This window comes from Chelativorans sp. AA-79 (assembly GCF_029457495.1).
Classification (GTDB): domain Bacteria; phylum Pseudomonadota; class Alphaproteobacteria; order Rhizobiales; family Rhizobiaceae; genus Chelativorans.
The window spans coordinates 3,245,343-3,261,508 of sequence record NZ_CP120361.1; the positions used below are offsets into that span (position 1 = coordinate 3,245,343).

Sequence of the window (16,166 nt, forward strand, 5' to 3'; positions counted from 1 at the left end):
CTTTGAGTGGCGGAATTGGGAAAATTCAGAACTTTTCCAGATCTTGATGCCGCGCCTTGATCTCGCGCACCGTGCGGGAGGAGGAGCGCATGACGATCGTGTGTGTCTGGATGTAGTCGCGGGCGAATTTGACGCCGGACAGGAGGTTGCCGTCGGTCACGCCGCTCGCGGCGAAGAGCACGTCGCCGCTCGCCATTTCCTCCATGCGGTAGACCTTGCCCGGATCCGAAATGCCCATTTTGGCCGCGCGCGCCACCTTCTCCTCGGTGTTGAGCTGCAGACGGCCCTGCATCTGGCCGCCGATGCAGCGAAGGGCGGCGGCTGCCAGCACGCCCTCGGGCGCTCCGCCGATGCCGAGATAGATATCGATGCCCGTGTTGTCGGGATCGGTGGTGTGGATCACGCCCGCCACGTCGCCGTCGCCGATCAGCCGGATCGCCGCCCCGGTGTCGCGCACCTCCTCGATGAGCCGCGCATGGCGCGGGCGATCAAGGATGCAGGCCGTGATCTCCGAAACCGGCACGCCCTTCGCCTTGGCAAGGTTCCCGATGTTTTCCACCGCCGGCGCGTCGAGATCGACGATTCCCTCCGGGTAGCCCGGTCCGACGGCGATCTTCTCCATGTAGACATCAGGCGCGTAGAGCAGGCTGCCGCGCTCGGCGATCGCGATCACGGCCAGCGAGTTGGGCAGGTTCTTGGCGCAGATCGTGGTGCCTTCGAGCGGATCAAGGGCGATGTCCACATCCGGCCCCTCGCCCACGCCCACCTCCTCGCCGATATAGAGCATGGGCGCCTCGTCGCGCTCACCCTCGCCGATCACCACCGTGCCGCTGATCGGCAGACGGTTCAGTTCCGAACGCATCGCATCCACCGCGGCCTGGTCGGCCGCCTTCTCATCGCCCCGCCCGCGCAGCCTCGCCGCCGCCACGGCCGCCCGTTCCGTCACGCGGACGAGCTCGAGCGTGAGAATCCGGTCGAGGCCGGCATGGGGGCTTTTCGGCATGAAGGTCATCCCTGTTCTCCCGGAAATGAGCGTGCCGAAGGGGGCACGCGAGACATTGTCGGCTGTTGTGACAAAGACATGGAAGGACGGCAAGGTCCTCCCCGCTCCCCTTAGCAACATGAATCGATTGAATAATTATGACAGAGGGATTTGGCTGCAGATGCCGGCCGCCCTCCTTGCGGGAGGAGGGCGATGCCTACTCCATCGCCGCCGCGGGTTCTGCGCCGGCAGCCGCGCGCCTGGGCACCCGGAGCAGAAGCACCAGCGGGATGGCGCAGAGCGCGATGATCATCATGAACTTGAAGTCGTTGATGTAGGAGATCATCAAAGCCTGCTGGTTCACGAGTTCGTCCACGATCGAAAGCGAGGCTGGATCGCCCTGCGCGGCGCCGGGCAAGACAGCCTGCAGACTGGGATTGTAGGGCGTGACGTGTTCCGCCAGCTCGGCATGGTTGATCTGCGTGTTGTGCGTCAAGAGCACGGTGACGACCGAAATGCCGATGCTCGAGCCGATGTTGCGCGTGAGGCTGAACAGGCTCGTGCCGTCCGTGCGGTATTTCGGGTCGAGCGTGGCGAAGGTGACGGTCGACAGCGGCACGAAGACGAGGCCTAGCCCCATGCCCTGAATGATGCCGGACTCGATGATGAGGTGACCGTCCATCTGCGGCGTGAAGCCGGTCATGATGTAGAGCGACCAGGCCGTCAGCGACAGCCCTGCGACCACGAGGATGCGCACATCGATGAAACGCACGAGCCGGCCGACCACGATCATGGAAATCATGGTGCCAACCCCGCGCGGCGCCATGATGAACCCCGTGAGCATGGTCGTGTAGCCGAAGATGCGCGAGAGCATGGGCGGCAGGAGCGCCAGGCTCGCCAGCAGGATGACGCCGACGATGAAGATGAAGACGAGGCCGGTCACGAGATTCCGGTCGCGGAAGATGTGGCGGTCGATGAAGGTGTCCTCGCCCGTGAGCAGATGAACGGCGAAGACCCAGAAGCCGGTGATCGACAGGCCGAGTTCGATCCAGATCTCGGGCGCGGCGAACCAATCGACCTCCCCGCCGCGGTCGAGCATGAGCTGCAGCGCGCCGACACCGAGCGACAGCATGGCGAAGCCGAAGAAATCAAACCCGCGCAGGCGGCGCGGGATGCGCGGCAGATAGGCGGCAGCGCCGAGCAGGCACAGGATGCCGATCGGCAGGTTGATGAAGAAGACCCAGCGCCAGTTGAGCGTTTCGGTGAGCCAGCCGCCCAGCGTCGGGCCGATGATGGGCCCGACCATGATGCCCGCACCGAACACCGCCATGGCCTGTCCGTGGTTCTCCTTCGGATTGATGTCGAGCAGGAAGGTCTGTGCGAGCGGCACGATGGCCGCGCCGAACACGCCCTGGAGAAGGCGGAAGAGAACCATCACCTCCAGATTCCAGGCGATGCCGCAGAGCATGGAGAAGATCGTGAAGCCGGTGATGGAGACCAGAAAGAACTCCCGCCGGCCGATGCGGTCCGAAATCCAACCCGTGACCGGCGTCATGATGGCGGCGGCCACGATATAGGAGGTGAGCACCCAGTTGATCGTGTCGGGCGAGGCGCCGAGATCACCGGTCATCGAGGGCAGCGCCACATTCGCGATCGTCGTATCCAGCACCTGCATGATGGTGCCGAGCATGATCGCGACCGTGATCAGCCCGCGATGCGGAACCGCCTCATGGGTATGCGAGGCCGCTTGAGCCATTGTGATCTTCCGTTCCGTGATTCCTGCCGTGGCCAGACTACTCGGCTGCGTTCGCCGGACCCCCGAACAGGCCGGCAAAGCCGCGCGCCACCTCGGTATCGACCGTCACGGTCGCGCTCATGCCGGTGCGCAGCGGCAGATCCGCGTCCGCGGCATCAAGCTTCACCCGCACGGGGATCCTCTGCGTCACCTTCACCCAGTTGCCGGTGGCGTTCTGGGCCGGCAGCAGGGAGAATTCCGCGCCGGTGCCGGCGCTGATGTCCTCCACCGTCGCCTCGACCGACCGGTCGGGATAGGTGTCGAAGATGACTTCCGCCTTCTGTCCCGGCCTTATGTGCGTGAGCTGCGTTTCCTTGAAATTCGCCTCGACCCAGGAATCCTGCGTCTCGACCAGGGTGAAGAGAGCGGTGCCGGCGCTCACGAACTTGCCCACCTTGAAGTCCGAGGCCTGAGAGACGATGCCGTCGGCCGGCGCCTTCACCGTGGTCTGCTGCAGTTCGTAAGCCGCCCTGTCACGCGCGGCCAGCGCTGAGAGAACCGTCGGGTGACTGTCCGTCTCGATCTCGGGATTCCCGCCGAGCGCCGCTAGTGCGCTCGCCACGGCCTGCCGGTCGGCACTCAGTGCCTCCTTGGCCTTCTGTAGATTGCGCTCGGCCTCGTCGAGCGCGGATTGCGAGGCCACGCCCTTCTTCGACAGGTCCTGCTGGCGCTGGAGCTGGGTTTCGAGATAGGCCACCTCGCTCTCCGCGTCGCGCTGCTGGGCCTCCGCCTGGCTATAGGCGGCGCGAAGCTGCTCGACCTGGATCCGCGCGCCCTCGAGCGACGCTTCGGCCTGGGCGAGCGCGATGCGATAGGGTTCGGGATCGACCCGGAAGAGGACGTCGCCTGCGGCCACATGCATGCTGTCGGCCACATCGGATTCCACCACACGGCCGGCGATCTCGGAAGCGATGGCGACCTTCGGCTGCTGCAGATAGGCATCCTCGGTCTCCTGATAGCGGCCGCCGGTGATCCACCACCAGCCGCCGGCCACGGCGAGCCCGAGCGGGACGACCACCATCAGCACGAGCCGCAAGCGGTTCTTCTTTTTTGGCCTGGCCGGCACAGGTTGCAGCGCCGTAGCACCGCCGGCCTGCCCCTCATCGATCTCGATCGGCTCCGCCTTTTCCTGGGCTTTCGATACCGCGTTCATCTCGACTCGACCTCTTCTACCGGTTTGTCCTTGGGCGAGGCGCATCCGGTCTCGCCGTCCGAAAGGTTTTCCGCCATCTTCTCGAGCACGCCTACCAAGGCCGCACGCTCCGCCTCGCCGACGCCGGCCAGTGCTTCCTCGTAGGTCTGGCCGACCAGCGCCTTGACGTCCTTATGCACCTCGCGTGCCTTCGCCGTGGGGAAGACCATGCGCACGCGCCGGTCCTCCACGCCCTGCCGGCGCTCGACCCAGCCGCCCTCCTCCATCCGGTCGATCAGGCGAGAAACGCTGATCGGCTCGATCTCCAAGAGTTCCGCGAGGCGCGCTTGCGTCGCCCCGTCCTCCTTCATGGTCCAGGAGAGGAGGCGCCACTGGGCGACCGACAAGCCGTGGAGGTTCTCGCCCCCTCGAAACGCTTGCGCATCAACCGGGGCACCGTGTGCAGGAGAAAACTGAGGCGTTCCAATTGCGGGGTGAATTTGGATCCCGAATTATTCATAAGCGCCATATATTATGAGCATGCTCACCAAACAAGAGGAGGAATGGTGCAGCGCAAAAAACTTTTCCGTGAGCCGTGCCACTCCGCTGCCGGCATTGGAGATTCGCGAGCTCTCTTGCCGTCCCGGAAGCCGGAGCGGAGCGAAGATTATCCGGGATGGTGGGGGGGAGGTTGCGCTCAGGCCGCGCGCTCGATGCGGATGACCTGGGGCTTGTCCACCAGGTGGCCATCCGTCGTGATGCCGTCCACCGCCTTGCGCACGGCGGCCTCCGTCGTCTCGTGGGTGACGAGGATCACGGTCTTGTGGGCGGCCCCGGTGGCATCCCCGTGCTGGACGATCGATTCCAGCGAGATGTCGCTGTCGGCCATGCGCCGGGCGATCGCGGCGAAGACGCCGATGCGGTCATGCACGGTGAGCCGGATGAAGTAGCCGCCCGCATGGGAGCGCATGGCGGCGCGCTTGTAGGGACGAAGCTCGGTTGCGGGCCGGCCGAAGACCGGGCCGTGCTGGAAACCGGGGCGGCTCTTGGCGATGTCGGCGATGTCGCCGATCACCGCGGAGGCGGTGGCGTTTCCGCCGGCGCCGGGCCCCGATAGCAGCAGTTCGCCCAGCATGTCGGTCTCGATGGCGACGGCGTTCGTCACCCCGTGCACCTGCGCGATGACGGAGCTCACCGGCACCATGGTCGGGTGGACGCGTTGTTCCACGCCGCTCTCGGTTTTCTGTGCGACGCCGAGCAGCTTGATGCGGTAGCCGAGCTCGCCGGCGGCGCGGATATCGGCCTGGGTGATATTGGAGATCCCTTCGAGATAGATATCGTCGGCCGAGATGCGGCAGCCGAAGGCGAGACTCGTCAGGATCGACAGCTTGTGCGCGGTGTCGTGGCCCTCGATGTCGAAGGTTGGATCGGCCTCGGCATAACCCAGCCGCTGCGCCTCCTTCAAGCAGTCATCGAAGGAGAGCCCTTCGGCCTCCATGCGGGTAAGGATGTAGTTGCAAGTGCCGTTCATGATGCCGAAGACGCGGCTGACCTGATTGCCGGCGAGCGCCTCGCGCATGGTCTTGATGACGGGAATACCGCCGGCAACGGCCGCCTCATAATTGAGGAGCACGCCGTTCTTCTCCGCGATCCCGGCCAGTTCGACGCCATGCTTGGACAGAAGCGCCTTGTTCGCCGTCACGACATGGCGGCCGGCCTCGAGTGCTGCACGAACGGAGGCGAGTGCCGCCCCGTCCTCGCCGCCGATGAGCTCGACATAGAGCTCGATCCCGTCGGAACGCGCCAGCGCCACGGGATCGTCGAACCATTGCGCATTGCCGAGATCGATGCCGCGGTTGCGGCTGCGGTCGCGCGCCGAGACGGCGACGGGCGCGATCTCGCGCCCGCACTGGCGCGTGAGTTCGGCGCCCTTCTCGCCAAGCATGCGCACGACGCTCGCGCCGACGGTGCCGAGACCGGCAATTCCTATGCGCAAGGCTTCGGCCATGTCTGGAGCCTTTCTTCGAATGCTTGAGAATTTATCGTCGTTCAGCGGTGCGCGGCGAGCGGCACCACATTGTCGGGCATCTCGGCCGCCGTGGCCATGAAGCGCTTGATCGAGCGCGCGGCCTGGCGGATGCGGTGCTCGTTCTCCACCAGCGCGATGCGCACATAATCGTCGCCATGCTCGCCGAAGCCGATGCCGGGGGCGACGGCCACATCGGCCTTTTCCACCAGCAGCTTGGAGAATTCGAGCGAACCCAGATGCCGGAACGGCTCGGGGATGGGCGCCCAGGCGAACATCGTGGCGGGCGGCGGCGGCACATGCCAGCCGGCGCGGCCGAAGGCATCCACCAACACGTCGCGCCGGCGGTGGTAGATACTGCGCACCTCCTCGATCTCGCCTCCATTGGAATTGAGGGCGGCTGCAGCCGCCACCTGGATCGGCGTGAAGGCGCCGTAGTCGAGATAGGACTTCACCCGGGAAAGTGCCGCGATCAGCCGCTCGTTGCCCACAGCGAAGCCCATGCGCCAGCCCGGCATGGAAAAGGTCTTGGACATGGAGGTGAACTCGACGGTCACATCCATGGCGCCCGGCACCTGGAGCACCGAGGGGGGCGGATCGACATCGAAATGGATCTCGGCATAGGCGAGATCCGACAGGATGATGATGTCGTGCTTGCGCGCGAAGGCCACCACATCCTTGTAGAAATCAAGCGTGGCGAGGCAGGCGGTCGGGTTGGACGGGTAGTTGAGGATGAGCGCCAGCGGCTTCGGAATCGAATGGCGGACCGCCCGCTCCACGATGGGAATGAAATTATGGTCCGGCTCGGCAGGTATCGAGCGGATCACGCCGCCGGACATGATGAAGCCGAAGGCGTGGATCGGATAGGTCGGGTTGGGGCAAAGCACCACGTCGCCCGGCGCGGTGATCGCCTGGGCCATGTTGGCGAAGCCTTCCTTCGAACCCAGCGTGGCCACGACCTGTGTCTCGGGATCGAGCTTCACGCCGAAGCGGCGGCCGTAATAGGCGGCCTGCGCCCGGCGCAGGCCCGGAATGCCCCGCGAGGTGGAATAGCGGTGCGTGCGCGGATCCTGCACGACTTCGCAGAGCTTGTTCACGACCGATTGCGGGGTCGGCAGATCCGGATTGCCCATGCCGAGGTCGATGATGTCCGCGCCGCGCGAGCGGGCGCTGGCTTTGAGCCTGTTGACCTGCTCGAACACGTATGGCGGAAGCCGGCGGACCTTGTGAAATTCTTCCATGGCAATATTCCGGAATGATGGACCGCCGCCCTCATACACCCGTTCGCGGAAGCGGTCGATAGTCTCTCGTTGCGAGGGTTTACTGGCTGTTTGCGCCCTCGATCTCTTTGAGCATTTCCTCCTGGTGCTGCCTGGCCAGCCGCCGCAGCCTTTCGGCTTCCGCCGCTGCGGCGGCACTCGGTTCCTCGGGCCGGCGCCGTTTCGCGGAAAGCTCCTGCGTCAGCTGCGCCTTCTCCTCTTCCGTGATCTGCGGAGCGGCGGCTTCGACCGGCAGGTTGAGATTGGGATAGCCGTCGGGCTGGGTGGGCGATGCCACGACGGGCCGGGATGCGCCATCCGGCCCGGCGCCATAACCGGCGCAGCCTGCCAGCAGCAACGGCGTGAGACATGGAGCCGCAAGGCCGATTGCGAAAAACTGTCGTATGCGCGCCGCTATTTTCATATGTTTTTCTTGAGCATCGACGTAATTTGAATCGGCGCTATTTGAGCATAGCGCCCTTGGGGAGGTCCAGCAGGAAGAATGGCCGGCGCGGAAAACAAGGACAACCGCGAGACGTTCGACCCGGCCGGGGCCTATCAGGTCCGGGACCCGGAACGTTTCGCCCTGAACATGGCCCGCGCGATGGAAGAGGCGGGGAAGGCGGCTGCGGTCTGGGCGCGCGCGCGCGAAAACGGCGAAAAGCGCGACGCGGTGCCCGAGCCGTTCGGTGACATGGTGCGGACATTCTCCAAGCTCACGGAATACTGGGTCTCCGACCCTGCGCGCGCCATCGAGGCGCAGACGCGGCTCTTCTCCAGTTACATGATGATCTGGGCCAACTCGATCCGGCGCTTGAGCGGCGAGCCGGCGGAAGGCATGGTGGCGCCGGAGCCGGGCGACAAGCGCTTCGAAGACCCGGACTGGGCGAAGAACGCATTCTTCGATTTCCTGAAGCAGGCCTATCTGGTGACGACGCGCTGGGCGGCCGATCTCGTGGAAAACGCCGAGGGGCTTGACGAACAGTCCCGCCACAAGGCCCGTTTCTATGTCCGGCAGCTGAGCGAAGCTCTCTCGCCATCGAATTTCGTGCTCACCAATCCCCAGCTTCTGCGCGAGACCTTCGAATCGGACGGGGAAAACCTGGTGCGCGGCATGCAGATGCTCGCCCAGGACATCATGGCCGGCAGCGGTGAGTTGAGGCTGCGCCAGGCCGACTACACGAAATTCGAACTCGGCAAGAACCTCGCCACCACGCCCGGCAAGGTGGTGGCGCGCAACGAACTCGCCGAGATCATCCAGTACCAGCCTTCGACGGAGAAGGTGCTGCGCCGGCCGCTGATGATCGTGCCGCCCTGGATCAACAAGTTCTACGTGCTCGACCTCAATGCCGACCGTTCCTTCATCCGCTGGGCGGTGGACCAGGGGCACACCGTCTTCGTCATCTCCTGGGTGAACCCGGACGAACGGCACGGGACCTATGGCTGGGACGAATATGTGAGCGACGGAATCGAGTTCGCGCTCGCCACGGTCGCCCGGCAGACGCGGCAGAAGAAGGTCAATGCGATCGGCTATTGCGTCGGCGGCACGCTGCTCGCCGCCGCGCTGGCCCTGATGGCGCAGGAGAAGGACGACCGCATCGCCTCGGCCACCTTCTTCGCCAGCCAGGTGGACTTTACCTTCGCGGGGGACCTCAAGGTCTTCGTCGACGAGGAGCAGATCGCCGCCCTCGAGCAGGCCATGAAGAAAAAGGGGTTTCTGGAAGGGAGCCGGATGGCCACCGCTTTCAACATGCTGCGCGCGCGCGATCTCATCTGGCCCTATGTGGTGAACAATTATCTGCGCGGGCGCGAGCCGCTCCCCTTCGACCTTCTCTACTGGAACGCCGATTCGACCCGCATGGCCGCCGCCAACCACTCCTATTACCTGCGCAACTGCTATCTGCAGAACAATCTGGCGCTAGGCCTGGCGAAGCTGCGCGGAAAGAGGCTGTCGCTCTCCGACATCAAGGTTCCCGTCTACAACCTCGCGACGATGGACGACCATATCGCGCCGGCAAAATCCGTCCTGCACGGAAGCAAGCTTTTCGGCGGGCCGGTGGAGTTCGTTCTGTCAGCCTCCGGCCATATCGCGGGCGTGGTCAACCCGCCGGCGCTCGGCAAATACCGCTACTGGACGGGAAAGGGCCCGACGGAAAGCCTCGAGGAATGGATCGCCCAAGCGAAGGAGCAGCAGGGCTCCTGGTGGCCGCACTGGCAGGCGTGGATCGAGAAGCTGGATGGCGAACGGGTGCCCGCACGCAAGCTCGACAGGAAGACGAAGTGGCTGGGGGATGCACCGGGAGAGTATGTCCGCATCAGGACATGAACGAATTACAACAGCCTGGAACATGATTTGAACAAGGCTGCGGGTGCGCGCTGGCACCACCAGGGATAAGCATATTGCTACAATAGGATAATTTCGTTACCACGGGCGCCGTGTTCGAGTGCTTCGAGGGGCGCTCGGGCATCGCGAGGGGAGATTTCCCCAGAATTATTGCCGGAGAGGGACTCTTTTGGCTGCGACTGAGCCGGCCTCGGCTGGAAACGCGAAACGCGGTCAGTTATCCGCGCGCCGTATTCTTGGCGTTGCCTTCGCTTGCGCCCTGGCCGCATCCTGTTCCGCTTCCGAAACCGACGCGCAGTTGAGCCTCGCCCCCGTCTCCTATGGGAGCCCCACGGTGGACCTCCAGGCCGCCGCGCAGCAGGACGGGCAAACGCCCCTCCCCTCCGCCAGACCACAGCAGGCCCGTGCCGGGGGTGAACCCTCCGCGACGGATACGCCCGCGCGAGAGGACGCGCCGGCGCTGGCCGACGCTTCCGCATCCGAGAGCGAACCTGGCCGCGAAAACGCGGCATCATCGGCGAAGGCGGAGGAAAGCTCCCCCACGAGCGACGCTCCCTCAGAACCGACAGTTGCGGAAGAAAAACCCGCCGAGCCGAAGAAGCGCACTTTCCTTGCCAGCCTTTTCGCCTCCACGCCGGCGGACGGCACGTCTGCCCGGGCTGAAGCCCCGGGCGGCGACGCCGGGTCCCAGAAGGCGGCTGCGCCATCGGAATCCATGCGGGAAGAGGAGACTGCGGCGGCCGTGACCGATATGCCGGTCGAAACGGCCGCTATCGAGGAGCCCGCGACAAAGGCCGAGGAGGAGCAGCCGGCCGAGGCCGCCGAAGCCGAGGCGCAGACGGCCAAGCCGCAGAAGCGTGGCTTCCTCTCCGCTTTCTTCTCGTCCTCCGACGAGCCGCGTGTGCCCTTCCCCGACAAGAAGGCCGAGGGCGTAAGGGCCGAGCCCACGGCAGCCGCGGAGGCGCAGGCCGAGGCCGAAAATGCGCAGGCGGAGAAGCCGGCTGCCAAGGAAGGCGCCAAGCCCGTCATCTCGCTCGCGTCGACCGCCTCCACCTCGCCGGCGAAGGCGGCGATGTTCAGCATGGATGCACTGCCCGGCGTCCGGCCCGGCGAACAGCTCTTCGAAATCCGGCTGGGAACGCGCAGCGACGACGGCGACGTCGACGTCTACGAGCAGACGGAGGCGGTTTATCAGGTGGCTTCGGCGGCGGGCCTCGCCCGGCTCGCGCCCAACGGATTGCTCAAGCAGCGCGAGAGCGTCAATGTGTCCTGCTTCAAGCCGAAACTCGTCAGCACGCTGAAGGCGATCGAACGCCGCTTCGGCAAGAAGGTGATCGTGACTTCGGGCTATCGCAGCCCCGAACATAACCGCCGCGTGCGGGGCGCTCCGCGTTCCCAGCACATGAATTGCGCCGCAGCAGACATCCTCGTCGAGGGCGTGAGCAAGTGGGAGATCGCACGCTTTGCCCGCTCGCTTCCCGGCCGCGGCGGCGTCGGCACCTACTGCCACACCAATGCGGTGCACGTGGATATCGGCCCCGAGCGCGACTGGAACTGGCGCTGCGGCCGGCGCGGCTGATGCCGGAACGAAAAATCTTTCCTGTCGCTGCCCAGGCGGGGTTGCCGGAGGGAGGGAAGCTCACTATAAGCGCCTCGTTCCGAGTGCGCGCCCATCGTCTAGCGGTCTAGGACGCCGCCCTTTCACGGCGGAAACACGGGTTCGAGTCCCGTTGGGCGTGCCAACTTCTTCCGATCCCTGAAGCCTTTGCGACCACCGGGAATGCCGGGCCCCGGCCTCTCCGGCGGCCGACACCGTGCCTGACCAGCAAGGGAGCAGGCGCGGATGGACGTCGCGAGTGCAAGGTCATCTCGGCCGCGGCCCGCCCTGGCATCGCAGCCCATCTCCTTCCTTTTCACAGCCCGTGGCTTTACGCTCCGCCCTCTTCCGGTTGCCCCAGCCCTCCCCTACTGCCATATTGGCCGACAGGCATATTGCCGCTCCCAGGCCCGCAAAACCCGGTAATTGCGCCGTGACGCATATCCGCTTGAAACCTCAACGCCCTTGATGGCGGCGATCATTCACTGAAATGCGAGGATTTGCAAGCATTGCGAGCATAAAAATTTCCGCTCTCAATCCATGCGAGCGCATCAACGTTGTTCGCGCACGGTTTTCGCCACGAATCTGGCGATCGCCGGCCCGAAGAGGAGCACGAACAGGAAACGCGCCATCTGCATGGCCATGATGAAGGACATGTTCACATCCTTCGAGGCCGCCGCGATGATGGCCACCGAATCCATCCCGCCGGGGCTGGTGGCGAGATAGGCGCTCAGGAGATCGATTCCCAGCGACCGGTTGAGGAGCAGGGCGAGCACGCCGCAGAATGCCATCAGGACGAGGATGGAGCCGATGATCTGCGGCAGGGCACGCAAAGCGTGGCGGATGATCGGGCGGGTGAAATTCAAGCCGACCGCCCACCCGATGAGCGAATAGCTGGCCACGAGAAGCCAGGGCGGGAGCTGGAACTGCACGCCGCCGCCCAGATGGAGGCCGATGCCGAGGATCATCGAGCCGAGGAAAAAGGGGGACGGCAGGCGCAGGAGCCGCCCGACGGTGGTGCCGACGACGACCACCGCGAGCGTGAGAGCGAATGCGGAGCCGTGGATGGATGGGAACCACGGGACGGCTTCCCTCGCCGTTCCCGACCCGTCGGTCACCAGGCCGGCAATCACCGCAGCGGCGAGCGCCACCATCATCACCCTCAGATATTGCATGAAGGCGACGAGCCGCTGATCGGCGCCGAAGACCGCCGCCATCAGCACCATCGCCGTGGCCGCGCCGGGCGCGGAGCCCCATACGGCGGTGCTGCCGGGCAGAATGCCCCAGCGGCTGATCAGCCAGCCCAGAAAGCTTGAAGCCGTCACCGTGCACAGCACGATGCCGAGGAAGAGTGGCCACTCGTCGGCGAGCGCGGCGAGGATGTCGAGCTCGATCGCCATCGCGATGAGGATGCCGATCACGCCCTGGGATAGGGCAAAGGCCGGCTTGGGCACCCTGACTGCGGCGCCGTTGATGCCCATGACCGCCCCGCCCATCATCGGCCCGATCAGGGCAGCCGCCGGCAAGCCGAGAAGCTCGAGTAAGCCGGCAAACAGTGCCGAAAGCAGCAGGAGCATCAGCCACTGCAGGGCCGGCGGCACCTTCTCCAGTCTTTCGGATGTCTGCTGCGAGGCGGGCGCGTCCATTCTCCCGGTCATAGACCCCGGCGCGCAAAAGGCAAGGCGGACGGATCGGGACCGGCGCAGGATAGACCGCCGACAAGCGAGGCAAGCTTCGCCCAAAAGGAACCCGCCGCCTGCAGGCGGCGGGTGGTCATGTGGAGCCCGGCCCTTACTGGGCGGTGCCGGACTGCTGATCGATCGCGTCGGAAACGCGCGATTCGGGGCTCGTCTGACAGAAGGTCATCACGCCTTCCACCGGGATTTCGGCAACCGTGCCGCCCGTGCCGGCGCCAGCGCCGCTGGCCGATGTACCGGCCGTCGTTGTGGTGTCGGTGCCCGCGGGCGCGCCGCTGGTGTCCGTATCGGCCGAGGCCGTCGTGTCGCTCGTGCCTGTGCCCATCGCGTCCGAACCGGACGTGCCGGTGTCGGCCGAGGCCGTCGTGTCGCTCGTGCCTGCGCCCATCGTGTCCGAACTGGACGCACCGGTGTCGGCCGAGGCCGTCGTGTCGCTCGTGCCTGTACCCATCGTGTCCGAACCGGACGCACCGGTGTCGGCCGACGCAGTGGTATCGGAGGTACCGGAGCCGCTCTGCATCGCGCCGGAAGCGGAGGCCGATGTACCCGACTCTTGCTGCGCGGCGCGATAGCCGGCGATGAAATAGAGCGTGCGCTCGAGCTGATCTTCGTCCAGCGCCACGAACTGGGAGCAGGTGATATCGGAGGCCGAAGCCGTCGAAGGCGTGGTCGTACCGCTGCTGCCCGACTGCGCGGCGGCCATGCCCGTCGCCGCCATCGTCAGCGCAAGTGCGCCCGCCGAGGTCAAAAGAAGATTTTTCATGTTCGCATCTCTCCCGATGTGGTTGACGTGCCTTGGAATGCACGGCGACCGAACAGCCAATCACCGTCCGTGTTCCCTGACCCCGGGCGGATTTCATGCGAAAATGGGGCGCACCGCCTTCACAAAGGCGTAGCCGTGGTCAAAATCGGAGAGGCGACCCTGCGTCGCCGTTTCGGGATCTAGACGTCCAGCCTGCCTTGGCTCGTTTCCATCCCGGCCAGCACCTCGGCGGCCAGCGCTCGCGAGATGCGTGTCTTGCGCTCGAGCGCAACCCTGTCGAGCGTTTCCACGACGCGCCGGGCAGCCGAAAGCGAGCGCTCCATGCGGCGCAGAATGAACTGCACGACATGCGGCTCCACCGTCACCTGGCGATCGGAGAAGAGCTTCACGATCACGCCCGCAAGCAGCATCTCGTCCGGTTCGCGGATCTCCACCGCCGCGGCCGCCCTCAGTCGCGACAGGAGGTCGGGCAGCTTCACGCCCCAGGCCGAAGGCAGGTGACGCGCCGTCAAAAGCAGGTGGGTGTCCGCGCCCCGGATGGTGTTGACAAGATGGAACAGCCCCGTCTCGTCCAGGAGCGGACTGTCCGCATCGTCGATGAGGACGGGGCCGTGCTCGGCGGCGGCGATCGCTTCGGCATCGATCCCCGTGGCTGAGGCCGGGTAGGCGCCGGAATGGCCGCACCAGATGTCGGCGAGATGTGTCTTGCCGCTGCCTTCGGGGCCGGCGAGCACGACGACGGGCGCCGGCCAGTCCGGCCAGTTTTCGACCAGAGCCACCGCATGCTCGTTGGCGGGCGCCACGACGAGGTCATCGCGCGAGCGCGCCTCGGCATGGGCGAGTTCGAGGGGAAGCTGCCGCGGCGCCTGCTCCTTCGGCATCACGCCTGGTGATCCTCGGGCCGGGCCAGCGGTTCCCCGTGACCGCTGTAGAGCGGCGAGGCGAGATAGCGGCCGAGCGCAAAGCGCACCAGCACCGCGACGGCGGCGGAAGCGGGAACGGCGACCAGCAGGCCGACGAAGCCGAAGAGATAGCCGAAGGCGTAGAGGGCGAACATCAGCCAGACCGGGTGCAGGCCGACGCTGCGGCCGACCAGCTTCGGCTGAAGGATGTTCCCCTCCATGAACTGCCCTGCGAAGAAGACGACCGCCACCGCCACCACCCAGTACCATTCCGGCCAGAACTGGACGACCGCCACACCCACCGAGAGTGCCAGCCCGACGAGCGATCCCACGAAGGGGATGAAGCTGATGAGGCCGGCGAAGAAGCCGATGAGGAGGCCGAAATTGAGGCCGACCAGCGTTAGCCCGATCGCATAGAAGGCGCCGAGGATCAGGCAGATGGTGCCCTGCCCGCGCACGAAGCCGGCAGTGGCGGTGTTGATGTCGCGGGCGATCTGGCGCACCGTTTCCACATGCTCGCGCGGCACCCAGCTGTCGACCCTCTCCACCATATGGTCCCAGTCCAGGAGCATGTAGAAGGCAACCACGGGGGTGACAATGAAAAGGCTCGCCAGGTTCACCAGCGCCACGCCCGAGCTCCAGATGGACGCGAAGAGCGTGGCGACGAAGCCCGCGCCCTGGGTGAGCAGTGTGTTCAGCCCTTCCTGGAGCGACTGGGGATCGACTCCCACTTTCTCCTCGAACCAGCCGGGGTCGAGATTGGTGATCATCGCCTGGAGCCGCGTAAGATATTCCGGCAGGCGCAGGGTGAAATCGGAAAGCTGGTTGCCGAGGACCGGGATGATCACCATCAGCGCGAGCGCCAGCAGGATGATGAACGCACCGAGGATGAACACGGTTGCGGCCAACCGCGACAAGCCCAGCCGTTCCAGCCGGTCAGCGATCGGATCGAGGAAATAGGCAAGCACCATCCCGGCCAGAAAAGGCAGCAGGATGGAGCTGAAGACATAGAGGAACAGGATCAGGATGGCGACTGCAAGCAGCCAAAAGACGACCTGCCGGGCCAGCACCCGCCGCGGCGCCGCTTCCGCCTCACTCTCCTGGGGTGCCGGTATCGACATAACCGCCCATATGCTTGATCCAGCCCACGAGATAGGCCGCGCCGGAAGCGACGGTCAAGAGGCCGGACAGATAGACGAGGCCGGGATAGAGGGGCCCCAGGGAAAAGTTGAAGGCAAGCCCCGCAAGAACGAGCGAGGCGAGAACGAGTTGCACCAGCGTGTTCGCTTTGGACACCAGGAGCGGTTTCATGGCCACGGGCTGGCCCATGATGGCGGAAAGGAGCACGCCGCCCACGATGAGCCCGTCACGCGACACGGCGGCGACCACCAGCCACAGCGGAAGATTGCCCATATAGCCGAGCACGACGAAAACGCTGACGAGCAGAAGCTTGTCCGCCATCGGATCGAGATAGGCGCCGAGCTCGCTCCTCTGGTTGAAGTGGCGGGCGATGAAGCCGTCCACCCCGTCCGAAACGGCGGCGAAGACAAAGCCCGCGAAAGCCCAGTCGACCTCGCCTGCAAGCAATGCGAACACCACGCCCGGCACGAGCAGGAAGCGCAGCAGCGTGATGAGATTGGGTATGGTCAAGCCGGTTTCCCTGTTCGCC

13 protein-coding genes, 1 tRNA gene and 1 pseudogene are annotated in these 16,166 nt (G+C 65.4%); 3 read left to right on the top strand and 12 right to left on the bottom strand.

The window, feature by feature from the left end; translation table 11 throughout:
• Nucleotides 1–25: 25 nt before the first annotated feature.
• The 7 genes and pseudogenes from glpX to PVE73_RS15895 all read right to left on the bottom strand — a co-directional run bounded on the left by glpX (nt 26) and on the right by PVE73_RS15895 (nt 7,618).
• A complete protein-coding gene (gene glpX, locus PVE73_RS15865) occupies nt 26–1,003 on the bottom strand; it encodes a class II fructose-bisphosphatase (protein ID WP_277367476.1) in 978 nt (325 codons plus the stop codon).
• A gap of 196 nt (nt 1,004–1,199) precedes the next feature.
• Nucleotides 1,200–2,738 (bottom strand): DHA2 family efflux MFS transporter permease subunit, encoded by a 1,539-nt coding sequence (locus PVE73_RS15870; protein ID WP_277363173.1) that lies wholly within the window; start codon nt 2,736–2,738, stop codon nt 1,200–1,202.
• A 37-nt stretch (nt 2,739–2,775) separates the two neighbouring features.
• A complete protein-coding gene (locus PVE73_RS15875) occupies nt 2,776–3,930 on the bottom strand; it encodes an HlyD family secretion protein (protein ID WP_277363174.1) in 1,155 nt (384 codons plus the stop codon).
• Nucleotides 3,927–4,438: pseudogene (locus PVE73_RS15880) on the bottom strand (MarR family transcriptional regulator). The gene PVE73_RS15875 and the pseudogene PVE73_RS15880 overlap by 4 nt, the downstream one beginning before the upstream one ends.
• Nucleotides 4,439–4,606: 168 nt before the next feature.
• Complete coding sequence (locus PVE73_RS15885) at nt 4,607–5,917, bottom strand: homoserine dehydrogenase (protein ID WP_277363175.1); 1,311 nt, start codon at nt 5,915–5,917, stop codon at nt 4,607–4,609.
• 41 nt (nt 5,918–5,958) lie between these two features.
• A complete protein-coding gene (locus tag PVE73_RS15890; protein ID WP_277363176.1) occupies nt 5,959–7,176 on the bottom strand; it encodes an LL-diaminopimelate aminotransferase in 1,218 nt (405 codons plus the stop codon).
• Between the two features lie 79 nt (nt 7,177–7,255).
• Nucleotides 7,256–7,618, bottom strand: a complete 363-nt coding sequence (locus tag PVE73_RS15895; RefSeq protein WP_277363177.1) for a hypothetical protein — start codon at nt 7,616–7,618, stop codon at nt 7,256–7,258.
• 78 nt (nt 7,619–7,696) lie between these two features.
• Between PVE73_RS15895 and phaC the strand changes: the two genes are divergently transcribed.
• The 3 genes from phaC to PVE73_RS15910 all read left to right on the top strand — a co-directional run bounded on the left by phaC (nt 7,697) and on the right by PVE73_RS15910 (nt 11,280).
• A complete protein-coding gene (gene phaC, locus PVE73_RS15900; RefSeq protein WP_277363178.1) occupies nt 7,697–9,520 on the top strand; it encodes a class I poly(R)-hydroxyalkanoic acid synthase in 1,824 nt (607 codons plus the stop codon).
• A gap of 352 nt (nt 9,521–9,872) precedes the next feature.
• The gene (locus tag PVE73_RS15905; RefSeq protein ID WP_277363179.1) at nt 9,873–11,117 is read left to right on the top strand and encodes a D-Ala-D-Ala carboxypeptidase family metallohydrolase; all 1,245 of its coding nucleotides are present in this window, start codon (nt 9,873–9,875) and stop codon (nt 11,115–11,117) included.
• Between the two features lie 87 nt (nt 11,118–11,204).
• Nucleotides 11,205–11,280, top strand: a tRNA-Glu gene (locus PVE73_RS15910).
• Between the two features lie 406 nt (nt 11,281–11,686).
• Here the strand turns inward: PVE73_RS15910 and PVE73_RS15915 are convergent.
• The 5 genes from PVE73_RS15915 to PVE73_RS15935 form a co-directional block, all read right to left on the bottom strand.
• Complete coding sequence (locus PVE73_RS15915; RefSeq protein WP_277363180.1) at nt 11,687–12,781, bottom strand: AbrB family transcriptional regulator; 1,095 nt, start codon at nt 12,779–12,781, stop codon at nt 11,687–11,689.
• 145 nt (nt 12,782–12,926) lie between these two features.
• On the bottom strand, nt 12,927–13,595 hold the full coding sequence (locus tag PVE73_RS15920) for an HdeA/HdeB family chaperone (RefSeq protein WP_277363181.1): 669 nt from the start codon (nt 13,593–13,595) through the stop codon (nt 12,927–12,929).
• A gap of 179 nt (nt 13,596–13,774) precedes the next feature.
• Nucleotides 13,775–14,476 (bottom strand): DnaA regulatory inactivator HdaA, encoded by a 702-nt coding sequence (hdaA, locus tag PVE73_RS15925; protein ID WP_277363182.1) that lies wholly within the window; start codon nt 14,474–14,476, stop codon nt 13,775–13,777.
• Nucleotides 14,476–15,618 carry an AI-2E family transporter gene (locus PVE73_RS15930; RefSeq protein WP_277363183.1) on the bottom strand — a complete coding sequence of 381 codons (1,143 nt, stop codon included), beginning with the start codon at nt 15,616–15,618 and terminating at the stop codon, nt 14,476–14,478. The genes hdaA and PVE73_RS15930 overlap by 1 nt, the downstream gene beginning before the upstream one ends.
• A complete protein-coding gene (locus tag PVE73_RS15935; RefSeq protein ID WP_277363184.1) occupies nt 15,590–16,147 on the bottom strand; it encodes a CDP-alcohol phosphatidyltransferase family protein in 558 nt (185 codons plus the stop codon). Before PVE73_RS15935 ends, PVE73_RS15930 begins: the two co-directional genes overlap by 29 nt.
• Between the last annotated feature and the right edge of the window lie 19 nt (nt 16,148–16,166).

Bases quoted from the DNA above. Each gene is read 5' to 3' on its own strand.
- glpX (WP_277367476.1), bottom strand. From the start codon at position 1,003: ATGCCGAAAAGCCCCCATGCCGGCCTCGACCGGATTCTCACGCTCGAG.
- PVE73_RS15870 (WP_277363173.1), bottom strand. From the start codon at position 2,738: ATGGCTCAAGCGGCCTCGCATACCCATGAGGCGGTTCCGCATCGCGGG.
- PVE73_RS15875 (WP_277363174.1), bottom strand. From the start codon at position 3,930: ATGAACGCGGTATCGAAAGCCCAGGAAAAGGCGGAGCCGATCGAGATC.
- PVE73_RS15885 (WP_277363175.1), bottom strand. From the start codon at position 5,917: ATGGCCGAAGCCTTGCGCATAGGAATTGCCGGTCTCGGCACCGTCGGC.
- PVE73_RS15890 (WP_277363176.1), bottom strand. From the start codon at position 7,176: ATGGAAGAATTTCACAAGGTCCGCCGGCTTCCGCCATACGTGTTCGAG.
- PVE73_RS15895 (WP_277363177.1), bottom strand. From the start codon at position 7,618: ATGAAAATAGCGGCGCGCATACGACAGTTTTTCGCAATCGGCCTTGCG.
- phaC (WP_277363178.1), top strand. From the start codon at position 7,697: ATGGCCGGCGCGGAAAACAAGGACAACCGCGAGACGTTCGACCCGGCC.
- PVE73_RS15915 (WP_277363180.1), bottom strand. From the start codon at position 12,781: ATGGACGCGCCCGCCTCGCAGCAGACATCCGAAAGACTGGAGAAGGTG.
- PVE73_RS15920 (WP_277363181.1), bottom strand. From the start codon at position 13,595: ATGAAAAATCTTCTTTTGACCTCGGCGGGCGCACTTGCGCTGACGATG.
- hdaA (WP_277363182.1), bottom strand. From the start codon at position 14,476: ATGCCGAAGGAGCAGGCGCCGCGGCAGCTTCCCCTCGAACTCGCCCAT.
- PVE73_RS15930 (WP_277363183.1), bottom strand. From the start codon at position 15,618: ATGTCGATACCGGCACCCCAGGAGAGTGAGGCGGAAGCGGCGCCGCGG.